Source organism: Desulforadius tongensis (assembly GCF_016907915.1).
GTDB lineage: Bacteria > Bacillota > Desulfotomaculia > Desulfotomaculales > Desulfohalotomaculaceae > Desulforadius > Desulforadius tongensis.
Window position 1 is genome coordinate 30,092 of sequence record NZ_JAFBCW010000017.1, and the last position, 13,857, is coordinate 43,948.

Consider the following 13,857-nt stretch of genomic DNA (forward strand, 5'->3'; position numbering starts at 1 on the left):
GGTCATAATTATGGCTAATATACCGGCAGAACTAAAGTACAGCAGGGAACATGAATGGATTAAATTGGATGGTGACAGGGCAACTATAGGGATTACTGATTATGCCCAGGATTCCCTGGGGGATATTGTTTTTGTAGAACTGCCCAGTGTGGGCGACACCTTTGAGGCAGAAGATACCCTGGGCGTGGTGGAATCTGTAAAAGCTGCTTCCGACATATATACGCCCCTTAGCGGCAGGGTGGTGGAAATTAACGAAGAACTGCTTGACGCCCCGGAAACGATCAACGAAGATCCTTACGGGAAGGGTTGGATGGTGGTGATGGAATTATCCGATCCCTCCCAGGTGGAAAACCTGCTTTCCAAAGCAGAATATGAAGCATATTTAGAGGAGAATGCCTAATGAAATTTATTCCCCATACAGGTGAAGAACGGCAGCAGATGTTAAAAGAACTGGGCATTAATGATTTAGAGGAATTGTTTGCAGAAATACCGGAGGAAATAAGACTAAAAAGGGAATTAAATGTACCCGGGCCCCTCTCTGAGCTGGAGGTGGCCCGGAAGTTAAATTCCCTGGCCGGGAAAAATAAAACGGTTGATCAACTTGCAGCTTTCCTTGGTGCCGGGGTATACGACCACTACATACCCAGTGCTGTGCAGCACATAATATCCCGCTCCGAATTTTATACCGCTTACACCCCTTATCAACCGGAAATCAGCCAGGGAGTTTTACAATCAATTTTTGAATTTCAAACGATGATCTGCCAATTAACCGGCATGGATGTGGCCAATGCCTCGATGTATGACGGTGCCTCCGCCACAGCAGAGGCTGCTTTAATGGCCTGTGCGGCCACCAGGCGCAGCAAAGTGCTGGTATCTAAAACTGTTCATCCCCAGTACCGGGAGGTACTTCGCACCTATGCCAGCGGCCCGGAATTACAGGTGATAGAGGTAGACTTTACCCAAGGCTGTACCGATTTAGAAAAGTTAAAGCAATTTTTGGATAAAGATGTGGCGGCGGTAATTATCCAACAACCTAACTTTTTTGGTTCGCTGGAGGATTTAACAGCCGCGGCCAAAGCAGCCCATCAAGTTAAGGCCCTGCTGGTAACCTGTGCCGACCCGGTTTCCCTTGGCTTGATAGCCTCCCCGGGTTCCTGTGGTGCTGACATTGTCACCGGGGAGGGACAGGGGCTGGGTATTCCCATGTCTTACGGCGGTCCCCACCTGGGTTATATGGCTTGTGCTGCAAAGTTAATGAGGCGCATGCCCGGCCGTATAGTGGGGGAAACCAAGGACAACCAGGGCCGCCGGGGTTATGTATTAACACTGCAGGCCCGGGAACAGCACATTCGCCGGGAAAAAGCCACCTCTAATATTTGCTCCAACCAGGCACTGTGTGCCCTGGCGGCCACAGTACATTTAAGTTTGCTGGGACGTAAAGGTCTGCGTTCGGTGGCGGAGCAGTGTTTGCAAAAAGCTTACTACGCCTACGAGCAGATCATTAAGCTGCCGGGTTATCAGCCTGCTTGGGCGGTGCCTTTCTTTAAAGAATTCGTAATTAAAACCCCACAGCCGCCGGAAGAAATTAACCGCAGGCTGCTGGATAACGGCATTATCGGGGGACTGGATTTGGAACGTTATTACCCGCAGCTGAAAAATCACATGCTGCTTTGTGTCACTGAAACCCGTACCAAAGAAGACATCCATCGCCTGGTGGCGCTGTTGGGAGGGGATGTAAAATGAGCGAACCGTTAATTTTTGAACTTTCCCGACCGGGGCGCCGGGGAATACTACCGCCGGAAAATGATGTGCCCTGCAAAGAGGTAGAGCAATTAATACCGGCCGGCATGCTGCGCCAAGATGAACCGCAGCTGCCCGAAGTAAGTGAGTTGGATGTGGTGCGCCACTATACAAGGCTTTCCAGAATGAACTATGGTGTAGATGTGGGCTTTTACCCGTTGGGTTCATGCACCATGAAATACAACCCCAAAATATGTGAAGATGCCGCCAATCTACCCGGGTTCACCCGCCTGCACCCCTACCAACCGGAGGAAACAGTGCAGGGAGCGCTGGAACTTATGTACCACACCCAAAACTACCTGGCGGAAATAACCGGTATGGATGCTGTAACCCTGCAGCCGGCGGCGGGGGCCCACGGCGAGCTCACCGGTTTGTTAATAATAAAGGCTTATTTAAAGCACCGGGGAGAAAAGCGCACTAAAGTAATTGTGCCCGATTCTGCCCACGGAACCAACCCGGCTACAGCCACGCTGGCCGGATTTAAAGTGGTGCAGGTAAAATCAGATTTAAGGGGCAACGTGGATATTGAAGCACTGCGGGAAGTGGTGGATGAAGATACCGCGGCACTGATGCTGACCAACCCCAGCACGCTGGGATTGTTTGAAGAAAACATTGTGCAAATTGCGGAAATTGTGCACAATGCCGGTGGGCTGCTGTATTATGACGGGGCCAATATGAATGCCATTATGGGTATTACGTCTCCCGGGCGTATGGGTTTTGATGTGGTGCACCTAAACCTGCATAAAACCTTTGCCACTCCCCACGGCGGCGGCGGCCCGGGAAGCGGCCCGGTGGGGGTTAAAGCAGAGTTGGAACCGTTTTTGCCAAAGCCGGTAGTGGTAAAAGAAAATGATACCTACCGGTTGGATTACAACCGCCCTCTCTCCATTGGCAGGGTGCGCGGTTTTTATGCCAGTTTTGGAGTGGTGGTAAAGGCATATACCTATCTTATATCCCAGGGGGGCAGCGGCTTAAAATCCATCAGTGAACACGCGGTGCTTAATGCCAACTACCTAATGCACCGGTTGGCCGGGCACCTGAATATACCCTTTGATCGCCGGTGCATGCATGAATTTGTATGCCGCCCCAGGGGACTTAAGGGAAAAGGGGTACGCACGCTGGATCTGGCCAAGCGGATGCTGGATTACGGCTATCATCCCCCCACCATATACTTTCCGTTGATTGTGGAAGAAGTGATGATGATGGAACCCACCGAAACAGAAAGCAAGGAAACGCTGGATGACTTTGCCCGCAGTGTAATCAAGATACTGCAGGAAGCTGCGGAAGACCCGGAACAAGTTAAAACTGCTCCTCACAGCACACCGGTGGGGCGGTTGGATGAAGTGACAGCAGCTAGGAAACCGGTGCTTAGATATAACGGGTAATTGTAAATTTGGGATGCGTGTTTCGCCAAGTGCGATTACACGCGTCCTTTTTTAAAGGGAGGTTATTTTATACTTGTTTTTGGCAAATAACATTATGTTATAATGTATAGGTTATAATAATAAAATTATTGGGGGGGTGTAGCGGTGGACCCCAAGATAAAGGTTGCACGATTATCAATTATATCTAATACTCTGCTTACTGCCGGGAAACTTGCGGTGGGGTTGTTAATGGGTTCGGTCAGTGTGCTGTCAGAGGCTATTCATTCCGGCCTGGATTTGCTGGCAGCGATAATTGCCTTCCTTTCGGTACGCCAATCGGGAAAACCGGCGGATGAACTGCACAGGTACGGGCACGGAAAATTTGAAAACCTGGCGGCGATAATAGAAGCCCTTTTAATTGTGGGGGCGGCAGTGGGAATACTTTGGCATGCCGTTCCTAAACTGTTCCATGGCCAGGGAGAAATCGAGGCCCTGGGTTTGGGTATGGCAGTGATGGGTATTTCCGGGGCGGTTAACTGGTTTGTATCAAATAAACTGATGAAGGTGGCCAAAGAGACCGGCTCCCCGGCGCTGGAGGCTGATGCCTGGCACCTGCGAACCGATGTATACACTTCTCTGGGAGTACTGGCAGGCATTGCGTTAATTAAATTAACGGGGAAAACCATTATAGACCCCCTCATTGGTATTGGCGTAACTTTGTTAATATTAAAAGCGGCCTACGACTTACTGCATGACTCAATGAGCAGTATTTTAGATGCCAAGCTGCCCCAGGAAGAGGAAGAAACAATTCATAAAGTTTTAACCCGGTATCAAAATCGATTTGTTAACTATCATAAACTGCGCACCAGAAAGGCAGGGCCCCAGCGGCATGTGGACTTACACATTGTAGTACCCCGCTGCAACACTATCCTTGAAGCTCACCGGCTGTGTGATGATGTAGAAAATGACCTCAAAGAAGCACTGCCCCGCAGCAACGTGCTCATTCACAGCGAGCCCTGTGAACCGCCTGAGCATTGCGAAAACTGCCGGGCCGGCTGCGATTGCAAAAGCAGCGGCCCAAAAGAGAAATAGAGGAATATTAGAGAAGCTGTGCATTTATAACCATGCACAGCTTTTTATTTCATATTTTTAAATCCCTGCTGGCGCAGTGCTTCATATAATACTATTGCCACTGCGTTGGACAGGTTTAGCGAACGTATATCTGAAAGCATGGGGATGCGAATGCATCTTTCCCCATTGGCTTCCAGCAATTCACTGGGTAAACCGGCGGTTTCTTTGCCGAAAACTAGAAAGTCACCGGGTTGGTATTCCACCTCGGTGTACCATTTTGCAGCCTTGGTGGTCAAATACCAGAAACCACCATGGGGATACTTTTGCTGTAGTTCTGAAAAGCTGTCGTGATAATGCAGGTCTAATTTGTGCCAATAGTCCAAACCGGCCCTTTTCAGGTGCTTATCATCGGTAGAAAAACCCAGCGGTTTTACCAGGTGCAGGCTGGAACCGGTTACCGCACAGGTGCGGGATATGTTGCCGGTGTTGGCCGGTATTTCTGGTTCTACCAAAACAATGTGCATCTATCTCTCCCCTCCCGGCCCCTGTGGGCACAATGCCATTACCGGGCAGTGATTGCATTTTGGACGGCGGGCGCTGCATGTTTCCCTGCCGTGGGCGATAAACAAGTGGTGAGCTGGCTGCCACAGATCTTTGGGTATACAGCTCATTAGTTCCCGTTCAGTGGTTTCGGGATTTTTCCCGCTGGCCAGCCCCAGGCGGTGGGCTACCCGGTGCACGTGGGTGTCCACCGGCAGGGCTGCCTGTCCAAAACCGACCCCTAACACCACCCCGGCAGTTTTACGCCCCACCCCCGGCAGTGCCTCCAGCGCCTTTCTTTGCTGGGGCACCTCTCCCCGGTGGTTATTCATCAATATGCGGCAGGTTTCCACAATGGCCCTGCTTTTGTTGTGGTGCAGGCCGCAGCCTTTAATTTCTTCTGCCAGCTGCTCCGGGGTCAACCGGGCAAAATCAGCAGGGGTACGGTATTTTGAAAACAATTTTTCGGTAATTATGTTTACCCTTTTGTCAGTACACTGGGCGCTTAAAATTGTAGCTATCAGCAGTTCAAAAGGGCTGCGGTGATTCAGACCGCACCGGGCATGGGGGTAAGCCCTTTTAAGCCTTTCAATTATCTCAAGAACCCGGCTGTTTTCTTTAGACATTACTGGTTTCCCAGCAGCCTGGCATGTTCTATTTTTATGCATCTGTCCATAATCATGGTGATGCTGTTATTTTGAGCAATTCTGGCGGCATCATCATTTTTAATGCCCAACTGCAGCCATATGGCCCGGGGATTTTTAGTGACCGCATCTTCAACCACCGGAGGGGTATCAATGCTGCGGCGGAAAACATTTACAATATCCACCGGTTCCGGGATTTCGCTCACCTTGTTATACGCTTTTTCTCCCAGTATGGAATTGTACTTGGGGTTAACGGGTATAATTTTGTAACCCTGTTCCTGCAGATACTTTGCCACCATGTGACTGTCGCGTTCCGGCTTATCCGACAGCCCCACCACAGCTATGGTGCGTGCATCCTTTAGCAGTTCTTTGATTTGCTCGTCAGTGGGATTTTGGAACATAGTAAAACCCTCCTGTAAATTATTACATCTAATAATATACCAAAAAAACGGCCTTTTTAGTGAATAAATAATAAATTGTTGCTGTATATAAAGTGGATATGATAAATTGTTAGGAGTATGAAAAAAAAGCAGGGGCCTTTTGTACAGGTGAGCGTTTATGGATGAGCCGCTGCCGCCGAATTAGCAGGATGACTTTTTCAGGGTAGGTGGTGTTGTAAGTGACATTAATTATAGCGTCTATGGTAGTGGGATTTATTATTGGCCATTTTAAACTATTACCCAAAGAAAATAAAATCACCCAACGGGTAGTGCTGTTTGGCCTGATATTTCTGCTGGTGGTGATGGGAGCCCAGCTGGGGGCCAATAAAGAATTGCTGGCTGATTTTGGACGGATGGGAGTACAAGCATCGGCACTGGCTGCCGGTGGCATATTTTTTAGTATACTGCTGGTGAGGATGGTGGAAGGATATATACGCCGGGGGCTGACCGAAAATAAACAGCTAAACCGGCAGAAGAAAGCGGGGGAAAGAAATTGACCTGGTTAATATTAGGAGCTGTGACGGTGGGAGCGGCCCTGGGCTACTGGGTCATTCCCCGGGATTTAGTGGGCTACCTGGATACCCTTACCACAGCGGCCCTGTGCGTGCTGCTTTTAGGGGTGGGTATTGACCTGGGACAGCAGAAGGAAGTATGGAGGCGGCTGTGGAAAATGGGTTGGCGTGTTATCCTAGTGCCCCTTATGGTTGCCCTGGGCAGTATAATTGGGTCGGTGGTGGTTGGCTTGGCCATGGGCATGCCCGTTAATGAATCATCCGCCGTTGGGGCGGGTTTTGGTTGGTACAGCCTGTCCGGTGTAATGCTGGCCCAAATATACAGCGTAGAACTGGGGGCGCTGGCCCTTATAACCAACGTAGTCCGGGAACTGATGGCCTTCCTGTTAATACCCTTCATTGCTAAATACATAGGCAAATTAAGCGCGGTGGCTCCCGGGGGAGCCACCACCATGGATACCACTTTACCGCTCATTTCCAGGTCCACCGATACAGACACCGCGGTGGTGGCCTTTATTAACGGTTCGATACTGTCGGCAATGGTGCCGCTGCTGGTACCGCTGCTTATAAAATTGTAACCGGTGGGAAAATGAGCCCCCGGCTCCGGCCGGGGGCTCATTTTAAATTTTATTGATATATATCAGTGCAGGTACAATAATTGTCGCTGCTGTAATTAACCACAAAAAACTTTCCTTTTCGTTTTCCGCCACAGTGTGTTCATGATACTGGTAACTTTGCAGGTGCTGTTCATATTCCCGGTCTAACACAGGCACCGCCTCCCTGTCTTTAAATGATATTTTAGTTATTTTGTAGGTTCATTTTATCACAAGCCCTTATTAAGTAAAGCTGAAGAGACGGTGGTTAAGAACAGTATTGGCTTGTGGGCCAACATGCACTATATTTCTGGACATTAACTCATTTGGTTGATACTTTTTTTAACATTTTACGATGGTGTCTATTACCTCAACAGTTGTACCCATTGTCAGTGTCAAATTGTTTGCCACTTTTGTACTTAACTCAAATACACCAGTATTAACCGGGTGGTATTTATAATACTGTGGGCGATAATTCCGGGAATCAGAGAACCGGTTTGGTAGTAAAGCAGTGCCAAACCAGCCCCTACCAGGGCTATTTCCCAAAACCATACCGTACTTAAATGTACGGCGGCAAAAAACAAGCCGGAAACAATTACTCCTATTACCGGTCCCCAGCGTTTTACAAAGGCAGGAAAGGCAAAACCCCGGTAATATATTTCTTCAGCAATTGGTGCCATTACCCCGGCAGCAAAAACCGGTCCTGCCAACTGCCTGGGATTGCCGGCCTGGGCAGCCATTTTAACCAGTGGGTGGGTGCTGACATCGGCTGCCAGCACTGCTGTAAAAAAATGACGGGCACCGGCGGCCAGGATAAATAAAGCCCCACCGGCAGCGATGCCGAGGATTATATTTTTTCCCCAGTGCTGTTTTTGCAGTCCTAAATCTTCTAAATCCCCTATTCGTAAAACAAAGATCAACGTCAGCAGAATTAAAATTACTCTGTCTGCTATGTTTAACACCTGTTGGTTTATGCCCGGGAACAGCGGCAGAAGAAAACGACCCAAAACAAATACCACTATAATTCTTAAAGCCAGTATCCAAATGACTTCACTAACACCCCATCGGATGCTTTGAAAATGTTTAGCCACAATTTTCATCTCCCCGGCGGTATTAAAATTTGAAAACCAAAATAAAACAGCACTCTTAATATTAATGTCTTTTTATAGGGAAAAAATTCAGTAAATAAACAGTATTTACGCTGGCAATAATACAATTTGAGTTAATTACCCTGCGATTATGTATCCTTAAATTCGGGTTTTAACATATTTAAATAAATTTATCAAAGGAGGGAGAATCATGGAAGCCCTGATACCGTGGGTGATAGGTATTTTAATCATGGCAGCGGTTATATGGCTGGGCTGGTATGCTTGGTCTGCCAATCACTACCGGGCGCAGAAAAAAATTGATCCGCCGCCGGTACCTGTTGTAGAAGGGAAAAATAACTTTGATACCGAATTGGCCGAAGAAATTGCTGCCTTTCCTATCTGGGAAAAAGAATCCCCACCTCCGGCCCCTGAATTACCTCACCTGTACAATAAAGATTGTTTGGTATTGATGGCCAGGGATCCTTACTGGTTATATGCCTACTGGGAAATTTCCACCGCTAGACAAGAGGAACTAAAAAATAATTTTGGTGAACAATTTTGGCATCATTACCCGCCGGTAATCAGAGTGTATGACATTACCGGGGTGGACAACTTCGACGGTACCAACGCCAATTTGTATGTTGATATATATATTAATAACCATTGTATGGATTGGTATATAGAAATTGGATCACCGGACAGGACCTATTGTGTGGATTTAGGACGGATGCTGCCCAACGGTCAATTTATTACCATATTAAGGTCGAACGCTGCCAGCACACCCAGGGCATGGCTGTCTGACCGTTTCGATGAAGAATGGATGTGGATAGATGGTATTTACCGGATGATGGGCAAAGTTCAATATGGTATTAGTACGGCACTGATGTATGAAGAAAACATTCCCAGTTCACCGGAGTTTAATAAACCCTATAATTAAAAAAATTCAGATAACATTTTTCAGGATAGAAAGGAGTTTCTTAATGGCTAAGGGTTATTTGGCACTTGTATTACATGCCCATTTACCTTTTGTACGGCACCCGGAGGACGAATTCTTTTTGGAAGAGCGCTGGCTGTATGAAGCAATAACCGAAACATATATCCCATTGATACGAGCTTTTGAACGTTTAACGGAAGACGGCATTCCCTTTAGATTAACCCTTTCCGTGTCACCGCCGCTGGTGTGCATGTTAAATGACCATCTTTTACAGCAGCGTTACGTAAAACACCTGCAGAAAATGATCGAACTGGCGGAGAAAGAAATCCAGCGCACAAAAAATACACCCTATTATGCCACCGCCCGGATGTACCAGCAGCGGCTGTTTGAAAGCTATGATACCTTTTGTCATCGCTACCACTGCAATTTAAATAGTGCTTTTAAAAAGTTTCAAGACTTAGGCCGGTTGGAACTGATTACCTGTGGGGCAACCCATGGTTATATGCCCTTGATGAACCAAAAAGAATCAATTTATGCCCAAATTGAAACGGCAGTAAATATACACCGGAAAAACTTTGGTCAAAACCCTAACGGTATTTGGATACCGGAATGTGCATATAAAAAAGGCGTGGATGAAGTGCTGAAAGAATTCGGCATTAAATTCTTCTTTACTGACACCCACGGTGTGCTGTATGCTTCCCGCCGGCCCCGGTACGGGGTATATGCTCCCATTTTTTGTCCCACGGGAGTGGCCGCCTTTGCCCGGGATATGGAGTCGTCAAAGCAGGTCTGGAGTGCCAGTGAAGGCTACCCCGGTGACGTGGACTACCGGGAGTATTACCGGGATATTGGCTACGATATGGATGAAGAATATATCTGGGAATACATTCATCCCGACGGCATCCGGCATAATACCGGTTTTAAATATTACCGCATAACCGGCGATGTGGATTTGGCGGACAAAGCACCCTATGTACCGGAATGGGCCGAATATAAAGTACATCAGCATGCTGGCAATTTCATGTTCAACCGGGAAAGACAAATTGAATATCTTTGTTCTGTTATGGATAGGCGGCCGATAATAGTGGCGCCCTATGACGCCGAGCTGTTTGGTCACTGGTGGTATGAAGGACCAAGGTGGCTGGATGTGTTAATTAGAAAAATTAACCAAAGTGCCAGAATAGTGGAATTGATAAGCCCGGGGGATTACCTCCACCGGTACCCGTGCAACCAGGTGGCGGTGCCATGTGAATCCAGCTGGGGTAACAACGGTTATCACCATGTGTGGCTGTGTAAGGAAAATCACTGGATTTACCGGCATCTGCATGAAGCTGCCCGGCGGATGATAGAACTGGCCAACAGCTATCCCCGTGCCTGCGGCCTGCTGAAAAGGGCGTTAAACCAAGCCGCCAGGGAATTAATGCTGGCCCAGGCCAGCGATTGGGCATTTATTATGTATACAGGGACAACGGTGGAGTATGCGGTGCGCCGCACAAAAGCGCATTTACACAATTTTTTGCGCCTTTATGATATGGTAAAGGAAAATAAATTTGACGAAGATTGGTTAACCTGCTTGGAAAGTACAAACAATATTTTTCCGGAGATCAATTACCGAACCTTCCGCTCCAGGGAAGCCCCGGGAGCTGCCGTATAGCGGATAGTTATAGGGCCCGGTTTGCCGGGCCCTTAATATTTTTGCCTCCGGTATGTATAGTTAGTTAATTTTTAGCAGGAAATAACCTACCAGAAGTCGAATTACATCGTAACATGAGGGTGATAAACATGAAACATGGTCAAAAGCATTTGCTGTTAATTTTAATAATTACGTTGGCAGCGGTAATAATGGTGGGCTGCAGTGTTCCTGACAATATTGCAGGTAAAATTCCCTTTTTAGGTGCCGGCGATAAAGAGGTAGATTCAAAACAGGTACAGGATACTGACCAGAAAGACAAACAGCTGGCTGACCAAAAAAATAAAGCAAAAGAAACAAATAGTGAAGAAAAGGGCAAATCCGGCGGTGAAGATAGCGCTGAAAAAAAGGGCGGGGAAAAAACAGCGGCTGAAACCGGTATAAAAAAAGAACCCGCTTCCGGGGAGAACAAAGGGCCCAAGTTAATCATTAATTTACCGGAACAAATGACCACTGCACACAACAAACTTAAAATATCCGGTGTCACTGCCGGTGGGTGCACCGTGTATGTTAACGGGGAAGCGCTGAGGGTTAGAAGTGACGGCAGCTTTAATACCGAGGTAACTTTAAAACCCGGTGACAATGAAGTGCAGGTGGTATCAATAGATAAAAACGGTAACAGTACCCTTGTCAACCGGAGGATTAATTTTAAAGTCCGGCAGCCTTCGCTGAAAGTGTTTGCCCCCCAAGAAAGTACGTCAGCCAGTGTTGAAGTCAGCGGGCACACCGATCCCGGCTGTACTGTGTACTTAAATAATACCAAAGTTAAGGCCGATTCCAAGGGCAGTTTTTCCGGTTCGGTGGAACTGATGCATAAAGGCGACAATATAATTAATGTGGTATCGGTTAATGATTACGGTGTTTCCACCAGGGCAAGTAAGGTCATCCGGGGTATACCGCCCCGGTTGGAGGTGGCGGCGCCGGAAATGGTAACCGATGATAAAGTTACCATCAGCGGGGTTACCGATACCAACAGTTCGGTGGTTGTGCTGGTGGGCAGCGATGAGGTGCAGGTGAACAATAATAACGGTACCTTTAGTGTACAATTGGATTTGGAACCGGGAATAAATGATTTTACGGTGATGGCCATCAATATTTTTGGTACCACTGAGAAACCGGTTACGGTATTGTATGATGACTATAACGATTATTTGAAGTAGCGGGATAAACACACTTGTTTTGCTGTTGTGCAAAACAAGTGTGTTTTTATTTTAGGAAGTACCCCCAAGGCCCGGGCCTGTTTACATACTATAATAATATGGATTTTTATTTAAAATCCCCATTCCCACCCTCACTGTTTGAAATCCAGTACGTGGTTGTAATTTGTTACAATAATTTATAAAGTTGTTATGTGTTCTGGGCATAAATTGTACAAATTAGGATTCGAACCTGATGCGCGCCCCACGCGACACCAATTGAAAAATAATGATGTACTCGCTATTTCAAACAGCTACCGCGTTAATTTATTTAAGTTCTGTTAACCAGTTTGCCTGCTGAACCCGTGTATCTACCTCTCTATATTCTTTTGATAATGCATCAATTTCCTTTTGAAGCTCACGAACGCTTACAGTAGCTATGCTCTTAATTTCAGAATGGCTATAGCGGTCTTCAATCATTGAAGCTTCTTCTACTAAAGATTCCAGCAAACTTCTTTTATGCATAATCATTTCCCGGCGTGTAAGAGCATCTGCGATAGTTCCGTATGGTTCTAGAGATACCGCTGCATTTGTATGATTAATGCGTTTTACAAGAGATTCAAGAGATGTAACAATCCTATTCATTTCTTGCAGCAATTCTTTAGGATCCTCTGGTGGTTCTTCCCCTTCTTGGACAACTGCTGAACGACTCAACCGTTTACGCATTTGAGCCAATCGCTTCTGGAGATCAGCTCTTTCTAATAGAGCTTCAGCTAATTTCATTAAGTTCACCCCATTCAAATTCAGGAAATAATTGTAATACAGAATCTATTATTCCGTGCTGTTTTATCTGTTTTCTTTCTTGAAAAGATTTTATAATCCTTTTTTAATATATATTTTTATGTTTATGTATTTTTTGTTTGATTTAACTAAATTTATTTCCGAATCAAGATAAGTAATAGTATCATCAGTATTTTTTTTACTGATCAGGCGATGTTCTGCAGCGGGATGTCGGCAAAATGACAAAAAACAAGTAAGATATACGACTAAATAATTAATTGAAATTTGTTATTATTTATGCAAAGGGGTTTGTGCAATATAGTGCAAACTGTAACAATTAAAATATCAAAATCATAAGGAGGAACCAAAATGCTGCTGGTGAATGTTGAAGAATTGGCTAAGAAAGATAAATTGAGTTATGAAGACATGCATAAAGCCTTTGCCGCGCTGTATAAGCTGGAATACAACCCTGTAGCGGTTAAATTTTTCTTTGACCAGGAAGAGTACGATAATTTCGTGCCGGAAAAAGTTCCCGGGCCGAAAATGACCTTTTGCCAAATTGCACTGACCTCTCGTATGGACGATTACATAATAAAAGCCGGTGAAGATAAACTGCTGTGCGGCAATGCGCGCACTGTTTTTGGTTTCCGGCAGCCCAGTGATGAAGAAGTTGAAGGACATGTAAAATACACCAACGACTGGGATTTGGCCAAAGAATGTTTAATGAGCAAGCCCAGACTGCCCCACGGTGAACTTAAAGGATTTATGACCGCTCCTCTGTATAAAACCCCTGTGGACCCGGATGTAGTCTTCTTCGTTGTCAATCCTTTCCAAGCATATCATATTTTAAATGATTATATTGGGGGATGTAAGGTAAGTGAGGTTAATTCCACCCATACCATTAATTCCGCTGTTTGCGGGGGAAGCGTACGCTGTTATGACCAGCAGACAGCCGGTATGAATACCATGTGTGCCGGCAGTTTTACTTCCGGTAAAACCGAAAAGGGTGAAGTAAATGTTTTCATTCCGGGCACTCAAATTGAAAAGGTAGCTCGGCAGCTGGTAAGCAGGAGCTTGCGGTATGGTGCCGCTTCAATGCTGGGCCCCGGTGGCCAGGAATATCCCGGCGTTGATGTATGCAAAAAATGTCCCATGATTCGTTTTAAGGATTATGAAAAATAGAAATCAAAAGGGCGCAATCAATAGATGGCGCCCTTTTGATTTCTATTATAATTTTACATTTTTTTTGTGTATAATTATTATAT

At 46.3% G+C, this 13,857-nt stretch carries 16 protein-coding genes; 10 read left to right on the forward strand and 6 right to left on the reverse strand.

Annotated elements, in window-relative coordinates; genetic code table 11:
- Positions 1-10 precede the first annotated feature (10 nt).
- The 4 genes from gcvH to JOC37_RS08105 all read left to right on the forward strand — a co-directional run bounded on the left by gcvH (position 11) and on the right by JOC37_RS08105 (position 4,256).
- Positions 11-400 (forward strand): glycine cleavage system protein GcvH, encoded by a 390-nt coding sequence (gcvH, locus tag JOC37_RS08090; protein ID WP_204617842.1) that lies wholly within the window; start codon positions 11-13, stop codon positions 398-400.
- Entirely contained in the window at positions 400-1,743 is a 1,344-nt protein-coding gene (gene gcvPA / locus JOC37_RS08095) for an aminomethyl-transferring glycine dehydrogenase subunit GcvPA (RefSeq protein ID WP_204617844.1), read from the forward strand. The genes gcvH and gcvPA overlap by 1 nt, the downstream gene beginning before the upstream one ends.
- Positions 1,740-3,185 (forward strand): aminomethyl-transferring glycine dehydrogenase subunit GcvPB, encoded by a 1,446-nt coding sequence (gene gcvPB / locus JOC37_RS08100; RefSeq protein ID WP_204617846.1) that lies wholly within the window; start codon positions 1,740-1,742, stop codon positions 3,183-3,185. The genes gcvPA and gcvPB overlap by 4 nt, the downstream gene beginning before the upstream one ends.
- A 144-nt stretch (positions 3,186-3,329) precedes the next feature.
- Positions 3,330-4,256 carry a cation diffusion facilitator family transporter gene (locus tag JOC37_RS08105; protein WP_204617848.1) on the forward strand — a complete coding sequence of 309 codons (927 nt, stop codon included), beginning with the start codon at positions 3,330-3,332 and terminating at the stop codon, positions 4,254-4,256.
- A 44-nt stretch (positions 4,257-4,300) separates the two neighbouring features.
- On the opposite strand, the gene trmL is transcribed toward JOC37_RS08105, so the two are convergent.
- From trmL to JOC37_RS08120, 3 genes are read right to left on the reverse strand one after another with little or no spacing between them, the layout of a single operon-like run.
- On the reverse strand, positions 4,301-4,759 hold the full coding sequence (gene trmL / locus JOC37_RS08110) for a tRNA (uridine(34)/cytosine(34)/5-carboxymethylaminomethyluridine(34)-2'-O)-methyltransferase TrmL (protein ID WP_204617850.1): 459 nt from the start codon (positions 4,757-4,759) through the stop codon (positions 4,301-4,303).
- The gene (gene nth / locus JOC37_RS08115) at positions 4,760-5,401 is read right to left on the reverse strand and encodes an endonuclease III (RefSeq protein ID WP_204617852.1); all 642 of its coding nucleotides are present in this window, start codon (positions 5,399-5,401) and stop codon (positions 4,760-4,762) included. It abuts the gene before it with no gap.
- Positions 5,401-5,820, reverse strand: coding sequence for a CoA-binding protein (locus JOC37_RS08120; protein ID WP_204617853.1), 420 nt, complete (start codon positions 5,818-5,820; stop codon positions 5,401-5,403). Before JOC37_RS08120 ends, nth begins: the two co-directional genes overlap by 1 nt.
- A 218-nt stretch (positions 5,821-6,038) precedes the next feature.
- Between JOC37_RS08120 and JOC37_RS08125 the strand changes: the two genes are divergently transcribed.
- Together JOC37_RS08125 and JOC37_RS08130 are read left to right on the forward strand one after the other, a co-directional pair.
- A complete protein-coding gene (locus tag JOC37_RS08125; protein WP_338017366.1) occupies positions 6,039-6,356 on the forward strand; it encodes a LysO family transporter in 318 nt (105 codons plus the stop codon).
- Complete coding sequence (locus JOC37_RS08130; RefSeq protein ID WP_204617855.1) at positions 6,353-6,949, forward strand: LysO family transporter; 597 nt, start codon at positions 6,353-6,355, stop codon at positions 6,947-6,949. The genes JOC37_RS08125 and JOC37_RS08130 overlap by 4 nt, the downstream gene beginning before the upstream one ends.
- A gap of 42 nt (positions 6,950-6,991) precedes the next feature.
- Here the strand turns inward: JOC37_RS08130 and JOC37_RS08135 are convergent, their stop codons facing one another.
- Entirely contained in the window at positions 6,992-7,138 is a 147-nt protein-coding gene (locus JOC37_RS08135) for a hypothetical protein (RefSeq protein WP_204617857.1), read from the reverse strand.
- A gap of 245 nt (positions 7,139-7,383) precedes the next feature.
- A complete protein-coding gene (locus JOC37_RS13605) occupies positions 7,384-8,055 on the reverse strand; it encodes a CPBP family glutamic-type intramembrane protease (protein WP_204617859.1) in 672 nt (223 codons plus the stop codon).
- A 208-nt stretch (positions 8,056-8,263) separates the two neighbouring features.
- On the opposite strand from JOC37_RS13605, the gene JOC37_RS08145 reads away from it, so the two are divergent.
- From JOC37_RS08145 to JOC37_RS08155, 3 genes are all read left to right on the forward strand, one after another.
- Positions 8,264-8,989, forward strand: coding sequence for a DUF4912 domain-containing protein (locus tag JOC37_RS08145; RefSeq protein WP_238480829.1), 726 nt, complete (start codon positions 8,264-8,266; stop codon positions 8,987-8,989).
- A 43-nt stretch (positions 8,990-9,032) separates the two neighbouring features.
- Positions 9,033-10,640 (forward strand): glycoside hydrolase family 57 protein, encoded by a 1,608-nt coding sequence (locus JOC37_RS08150; protein ID WP_204617861.1) that lies wholly within the window; start codon positions 9,033-9,035, stop codon positions 10,638-10,640.
- 128 nt (positions 10,641-10,768) lie between these two features.
- Positions 10,769-11,836, forward strand: coding sequence for a hypothetical protein (locus tag JOC37_RS08155; protein WP_204617863.1), 1,068 nt, complete (start codon positions 10,769-10,771; stop codon positions 11,834-11,836).
- A gap of 303 nt (positions 11,837-12,139) precedes the next feature.
- On the opposite strand, the gene JOC37_RS08160 is transcribed toward JOC37_RS08155, so the two are convergent.
- Positions 12,140-12,595, reverse strand: a complete 456-nt coding sequence (locus tag JOC37_RS08160; RefSeq protein ID WP_204617864.1) for a DIP1984 family protein — start codon at positions 12,593-12,595, stop codon at positions 12,140-12,142.
- Between the two features lie 366 nt (positions 12,596-12,961).
- Here JOC37_RS08160 and JOC37_RS08165 point away from each other — a divergent pair, with 366 nt between their 5' ends.
- Positions 12,962-13,774, forward strand: coding sequence for a DUF169 domain-containing protein (locus tag JOC37_RS08165; RefSeq protein ID WP_204617866.1), 813 nt, complete (start codon positions 12,962-12,964; stop codon positions 13,772-13,774).
- Positions 13,775-13,857: the final 83 nt, after the last annotated feature.